This is a genomic window from Pseudoduganella sp. RAF53_2, assembly GCF_052113985.1.
In the GTDB taxonomy this organism is placed as follows: Bacteria; Pseudomonadota; Gammaproteobacteria; order Burkholderiales; family Burkholderiaceae_D; genus Rugamonas.
Genome location: NZ_JBFRDW010000351.1, coordinates 1 through 6,257, shown reverse-complemented (window position 1 = coordinate 6,257; position 6,257 = coordinate 1). Strand labels below are relative to the sequence as shown.

Sequence of the window (6,257 nt, the reverse complement as noted above, 5' to 3'; positions counted from 1 at the left end):
GTCATGGCGCGGTCGGCAACGGCGATGGGCGCGTGGTGCAGCGTGGCTTCCCGGCGCCGCAGCCGATTTCAGCAGCGACTCTGCGCAGTGCGAGCGACCGGCATTTGTATGAGGTGATCAGCGATGGCTACGGGATCATGTATCCGTTCGCGGACAAGATCGAGCCTTCAGACCGCTGGGCCGTCGTGGCCTTCCTGCGTGCGCTGCAACTGAGCCAGCATGCCGAAGCAGCAGGCTTGCCGGACCGGGTGCGTGCGCAGCTGCCGAGGCAGGAGGCGCCGCAATGAACTTCAATCTGATGCGCCTCGCGCCGCTCATTGCCGTTCCGGCCGCGCTCCTCGGTTGGTGGCTCGATCCGCGCGCCTTCCTGGCCTGCTATCTGGTCGCCTGGTGGTGCTGGATGAGCCTTTGTCTCGGCTTGCTTGCGAATGTCTGGCTGCACACGCTGAGCGGCGGCGCCTGGGGCGGCCCGCTGCGCGCGCCTGCACATGCGCTGGCGGCGTCGGTGCCGCTGGCGGCTTTGCTATTCCTACCGGTGTTGGGTGGGCTGCATTTCCTGTATCCGTGGGCGACGGCAGGCAACTGGGATGCGGGCGTCGCTCTGCCGACATTCAAACGCATCTGGCTTAGCCCTGCCTTCTTCATCGGCCGCGCGGCCGGCTATCTGCTGCTATGGTCTGCGCTGGCCTGGCTGACTCGCCAGCCAGCCGTGTCRAGGCGCCAGGGTTTCGCGGCGGCGGCACTCATTGCATATGGGCTCAGTGTGAGCATGGCCGCCTCGGACTGGATCATGTCGCTCATGCCGCAATGGTATTCGAGCATTTTCGGACTGGTGTGCGGCGTAGTGCAAATGCTGGGCGGGATGGCGCTGGCGATCCTGATTGTGACGCCCGGCGTTCCGCAGCTGCTGGCCGATTGGGGGAATCTGCTGCTGATGTATGTGTTCACCTGGGCCTATCTGGAATACGTTCAGTTTCTGATCATCTGGTCGGCCAATCTGCCGCACGAGATTATCTGGTATCTGTCGCGCTCACAGGAGCCGTGGCTGGCGGTGAACTGGCTGCTGGCCTTGGGCATGTTCGGGTTGCCGCTGATGCTGCTCCTGCTGCGCAAGGTGAAGCGCAATATCGCTGCCATGCGCAGGCTGGCGGTCTGGCTGCTTGTCATGGTCCTCGTCCACACCTGCTGGCTGGTGCTGCCGTCGCTGCATGGGCCGGCCACGCACTGGCTGTTCGCGCTTCCTTTGGCTGTGCTGACGGTATGTGCGCTGGCCTGCATGCCTTATGTCTGGAAGAGGGTGAGGCATGTCTGAAGTCACCGATCCGGGCGTACGGCCAAAGAGCGTGCTACTCATGGCGCTGTGCTTGCTGGGCGCACTGCTGGCCGCAGTTGCATTGGCCTGGCTGGGCTGGAGCCACTGGCGCCCCAACGGGCCGAATGCACCGCCGGCGATTGCCGTGCACGGACCAGTGCTGGAGACTTCACCGCAGCCGAATGAGCTGGCATTCAAAGGACGCCAGAAACACGCGCGCGAGCAGTGGGGCTGGGTTCCGGGTGAGCCGGGTGTCGCACGGATTCCGTTGGAGCAGGCCAAGATGCTACTGATCGCGCGGGACGCCGCAGCCCGAGAGAAGGAGCGAAAATGAGTTTGCCGTCGCAAGCCGTGGCGTCCCTTTGCCTCGCGTTGACCATGTTCGCGCTCCCCGCTGCGGGGCAGGCGGCAGAAGCGCCGGAGTTTGCACAGCGGTTGGGCGCTCAGCTGCCGTTGYAGACCGTTCTGCGCGACGTGCAGGGACGGGCGGTGCGGTTGGGCGACTATTTTGGCGGTGCGCCGGTGCTGCTTGTACTGGGCTACTACCGCTGCCGGAATCTGTGCAGCCTGGTTTATGACGATGCGCTGCAATCTGCATTGCAAAGCGGTGCGAGTAAATATCGGCTGGTTGGCGTGAGCATCGACCCGACAGAGGGGCCGCGCGAAGTGGTGCCGCGCCAGCGTGCGCTTCGCAACGCAATGGGCGTGGACGGTGAGCGCCTGACGCTGCTGACGGGCGATGCAATCGCGGTGGCGGCAGTCGCGCGTGCTGCAGGCTTCGGCTATCGCTACAATGCGGCCCAAGGCCTATACGAACACCCGGCAGGCTTCATTCTGGTAACCCCGGAGGGACGGATTTCGCGTTACTTCCTGGGTTTGCACTATCAAGGCAAGGCATTGCGCGATGCGCTGGCGCGTGCGCAAGGCGGCGCAACGGGTGAATTGGTGGAGCAGGTACGGCTGCTGTGTGCACGACTCGATCCGGTCACGGGGCACGGCGGCGCCGCGCTGCTGGCCATGCGTGGCGTTGCGCTTGCAGCCGCGGTGGCCGTCGCGATGCTGGTCTGGCGTCTCGGACACGGGAGGACGCAGTGAGCGCGGGCATGGCCGCTCCCGGCTGGTTGCCGCCTGCCGCATCCGCCAACGCCGGCCGCGTGGACATCCTGTTCGTATCGCTGCTTGGCTTGTGCGGCGCCATGGCACTGGCGGTCTGCATACTGATCATCGTGTTCTGCGTGCGCTATCGCAGCAGCGCGAAGGTGAAYCGGGACCACGTCCCGCGCAAATTTACAGCGCTCGAAGTATTCTGGACAGTCACGCCTCTACTACTGTTCATTGCCCTATGTGCCTGGGCCGCCTACGACTATATGCGCCAGAACCAGGCGCCGGAAGATGCCATGCCTGTTTTCGTCGTCGCCAAACAGTGGATGTGGACGCTGGAGCACAGCAACGGACGGCGCGAAATCAACCAGCTGCATCTGCCGATGGGCCGTCCCGTGCGCCTCTTGATGACATCTCAGGACGTGATTCACAGCTTCTTCGTGCCCGCCTTCCGCGTCAAACAGGATCTGGTACCGGGCCGCTACACGGCGCTCTCGTTCACGCCTGTGCAAGCCGGAACCTATGATCTTTACTGCGCTGAATACTGCGGCACCGAGCACTCGGTAATGCGCGGCGAAGTGGTGGTGATGCCGCCCGCCGCATTCGCCGTCTGGCTTGCTTCAGGAACTTCGCCAGGCGCGCTGGACAAGCAGGGCGAAGCCCTGTTCCGGCGGCATGGATGCAGCGGTTGCCACGGCGCCGGATCGCGTGCGCCATCGCTCGTTGGTTTGCTGGGCGCCGACGTCGCTCTGGCCGACGGGCGCCACGTCTACGCCGACGAAAACTATGTGCGTGACGCGATTCTGCAGCCGCGCAAGGACATCGTTGCCGGCTACGGGCCGATCATGCCGAGCTACGCTGGCCAGTTGTCCGAACAGGATTTGCTGGCAATTCTTGAATACATACGGAACCTGCAATGAACGCGCCCGTGACCAACGAAGCAAATTACCTCGCCGCTGGCGACACCTTGCGCTCGTGGTTGCTGACGCAGGATCACAAGCGCATTGCGGTGCTGTACATGCTGACCATCACAGCCTTCTTCTTCCTTGGCGGCGCCGCCGCAGCTGTAATTCGCGCCACGCTGGCCAATCCCGCCGGAACGCTGGTGTCGCACGACACGTATAACAAGCTGTTCACGGCGCATGGCGTCATCATGGTCTGGCTATTCCTGATTCCTTCCATTCCCTCTGTACTCGGCAATTTTCTTATTCCCCTGATGATCGGCGCGCGCGATCTGGCGTTTCCACGGCTGAACCTCGCCAGCTGGTATGTATTCGTGGCGGGTGGTGTGCTGACCCTGGCCTCGTTGATCGCGGGTGGCGTTGATACGGGATGGACCTTCTACACGCCGTTGTCGACCATGTTCAGCAACGGCCATGTGATCCTGGTGCTTGCAGGCGTGTTTGTGGCTGGTATTTCGTCGGTGATGACGGGGATTAATTTCATCGTCACCGTGCACACCCTGCGCGCGCCAGGCCTGGGCTGGTTCCGGCTGCCGCTGTTCGTATGGGCGATCTATGCCACGAGCCTGATTCTGGTGCTGGCAACGCCGATACTGGCCATGACGCTGCTGCTGGTGGCCGCCGAGCGCCTGCTGCATGTCGGGATATTCGATCCGGCGGTGGGCGGCGATCCGCTGTTGTTCCAGCATCTGTTCTGGTTCTACTCCCATCCGGCGGTGTACATCATGGTGCTGCCTGCGATGGGTGTGGTCAGCGAGATAATTCCGTGCTTCGCACATCGCCCGGTTTTCGGTTACCGCTTTATGGCTTACGCGATCCTGGCCATCGCAGCGATCGGCTTCCTCGTCTGGGGCCACCACATGTTCGTCAGCGGCCAGTCGGTGTATGCGGGGATTGTCTTTTCGCTGCTAAGTTTTCTCGTTGCGATTCCATCGGCGATCAAAGTCTYCAACTGGACGGCGACGCTGTACAAGGGCTCGATCCGGTTCGATGCGCCGATGCTGTACGCGCTCGGTTTTGTCGGCCTGTTCACGATTGGTGGCTTGACCGGCTTGTTCCTGGCGTCTTTGGCATTGGATGTGCATCTGACCGACACGTATTTCGTCGTCGCGCACTTCCATTACATCATGGTAGGCGGCGCGGTAACAGCGTACATGGGTGGGTTGCACTTCTGGTGGCCGAAGATGAGCGGCAGAATGTACCCTGAAATGTGGGGCAGGGTGGCGGCAGTGATGATTTTCGCCGGCTTCAATCTCACCTTCTTCCCGCAATTTCTGCTGGGTGTGCAGGGCATGCCGCGCCGTTATCATACGTATCCCGCGAAGTTTGAGCTGCTGAATGTGTTGTCGTCGGCAGGCGCCGTTGTGCTGGCGATCGGCTATTTGCTGCCACTGGTCTATCTGGCCTGGTCGCTGCTGTATGGGAAGCGGGCCGAGAGCAACCCCTGGAGCGCGACCGGGCTTGAATGGCAGACGGATTCGCCGCCTGTGCCGCATAACTTCGACACGCAGCCAAGCGTGAGTGAGCCGCCCTATGCCTACCGCGTTCAGCAGCCCTGAGCAGCAAGTGCGCGCAGCTCGCTTCGGCTGGTGGGTATTCCTCTCCAGCGAGCTGCTGTTTTTCGCGCCGCTACTGTTCGGGTATTTGTATGGACGCGTGCATATGCCGCAGGAGTTCGTGGCCGCCAGCCGGTTGACCGACTTCGCGCTGGGGACGATCAATACCGCAGTGCTGTTATCCAGCAGCGCAACGATGGCAGCAGCCGTTGGACTGCGCCAGCACGGCCATGCGGCTGCCCGGTGGCTGCTATGGAGCACCGCGGCGCTGGGCGCGATCTTCCTGGCGATCAAAGGCGTGGAGTACCACGCGGAGTGGTCGGAAGGCTTGATGCCGGGTCTGGACCAGGAGCATGCGGCGGGCGTCCGATTGTACTTTTTCCTGTATTTTGGCCTCACTGGCCTGCACGCGGTGCACCTTACCATAGGCTGCGCTGCCTGTGCCATGCTTGCGCTGCGCTCCGAACTGGCGTCTCCCGCGCATGTTGAGTTGGCGGGACTTTACTGGCACTTCGTGGACCTGGTGTGGATTTTCCTGTATCCCTTGCTGTACCTGAACGGGCGAGGCGGCTATGGCTGATGAGCTGCGCAGAATTCTATGGATCTGGCTTGCGCTGATCGTGCTGCTCGCGCTGACGGCAGGCAGCGCATGGCTGGACCTGGGGGGATGGAACAGCGCACTGAATCTGCTGATCGCGGCAGCCAAGGCCTTGCTTGTCGCGTGGTTCTTCATGGAGCTGAAGATGCGCGATGGTCTGGTACGGATTGCCGCGGTCACGGGCCTGGCGATTCTGCTGATCCTGCTTGGTTTGAGCGCTGCGGATTACGGAACGCGGGTACTGTGGCGATCGCCGTGGCAGGAACCGCCGAAGCGTTTATCCGGCACGGCGGCCCATGGCCACTACCTCGGCAAGGCGCAGGGGCATGCGGCCGGTAGCTTGCGGCACTTGTTCGCGGCAACTGTATCCGTCCGCGAAGAGCAAGGTGGCGGGGGCGGCGGCGCGCAGATCAGCTTCCGGCCGGCCGGCGCTGGTCATGACGACTTGCCGCCCGGCGGGAATAGTCCCTCCCAGATTTCCTTGGCGGAGGCGGAGATGACAGCCATCGCATCCTTGTCGCCGCCAAGCATGGCACGCACATAAGCCATGGTCTGCTTGGCCGATACGTGCGGCGGTAGCGGCGGAACGTTTGGGTCGGTGACCATTTCCACCAGCGTGGGCACATCGGAGGACAGGGCCTGGTCCCATGCAGAGGCGATGTCCTCGGGCCGGTCCACGCGCAAGCCGCGCAGTCCCAGCATCTCGGCATATTTCGCATAAGGGAAAT

At 62.8% G+C, this 6,257-nt stretch carries 8 protein-coding genes and 1 pseudogene; 8 read left to right on the top strand and 1 reads right to left on the bottom strand.

Annotated elements, in window-relative coordinates; genetic code table 11:
* The 8 genes from AB4Z11_RS19680 to AB4Z11_RS19645 form a co-directional block, all read left to right on the top strand.
* Positions 1-287: c-type cytochrome (locus tag AB4Z11_RS19680; protein WP_442027078.1), on the top strand; the 287-nt coding region annotated here is incomplete at its 5' end.
* Positions 284-1,312, top strand: coding sequence for a hypothetical protein (locus AB4Z11_RS19675; protein WP_442027077.1), 1,029 nt, complete (start codon positions 284-286; stop codon positions 1,310-1,312). The genes AB4Z11_RS19680 and AB4Z11_RS19675, both read left to right, overlap by 4 nt.
* Positions 1,305-1,646 carry a hypothetical protein gene (locus tag AB4Z11_RS19670; RefSeq protein ID WP_442027076.1) on the top strand — a complete coding sequence of 114 codons (342 nt, stop codon included), beginning with the start codon at positions 1,305-1,307 and terminating at the stop codon, positions 1,644-1,646. Before AB4Z11_RS19675 ends, AB4Z11_RS19670 begins: the two co-directional genes overlap by 8 nt.
* Entirely contained in the window at positions 1,643-2,407 is a 765-nt protein-coding gene (locus AB4Z11_RS19665) for an SCO family protein (protein ID WP_442027074.1), read from the top strand. Before AB4Z11_RS19670 ends, AB4Z11_RS19665 begins: the two co-directional genes overlap by 4 nt.
* Positions 2,404-3,333, top strand: coding sequence for a cytochrome c oxidase subunit II (coxB, locus tag AB4Z11_RS19660; protein ID WP_442027073.1), 930 nt, complete (start codon positions 2,404-2,406; stop codon positions 3,331-3,333). The genes AB4Z11_RS19665 and coxB overlap by 4 nt, the downstream gene beginning before the upstream one ends.
* Positions 3,330-4,934 carry a cytochrome c oxidase subunit I gene (gene ctaD / locus AB4Z11_RS19655; RefSeq protein WP_442027072.1) on the top strand — a complete coding sequence of 535 codons (1,605 nt, stop codon included), beginning with the start codon at positions 3,330-3,332 and terminating at the stop codon, positions 4,932-4,934. The genes coxB and ctaD overlap by 4 nt, the downstream gene beginning before the upstream one ends.
* Positions 4,909-5,511, top strand: a complete 603-nt coding sequence (locus tag AB4Z11_RS19650) for a cytochrome c oxidase subunit 3 (RefSeq protein WP_442027070.1) — start codon at positions 4,909-4,911, stop codon at positions 5,509-5,511. The genes ctaD and AB4Z11_RS19650 overlap by 26 nt, the downstream gene beginning before the upstream one ends.
* Positions 5,504-6,073, top strand: coding sequence for a cytochrome C oxidase subunit IV family protein (locus AB4Z11_RS19645; protein WP_442027069.1), 570 nt, complete (start codon positions 5,504-5,506; stop codon positions 6,071-6,073). Before AB4Z11_RS19650 ends, AB4Z11_RS19645 begins: the two co-directional genes overlap by 8 nt.
* Here the strand turns inward: AB4Z11_RS19645 and AB4Z11_RS19640 are convergent.
* A pseudogene (locus tag AB4Z11_RS19640) lies at positions 5,965-6,257 on the bottom strand (thiamine pyrophosphate-requiring protein); the annotation flags it as partial. The gene AB4Z11_RS19645 and the pseudogene AB4Z11_RS19640 sit on opposite strands and share 109 nt — an antisense overlap.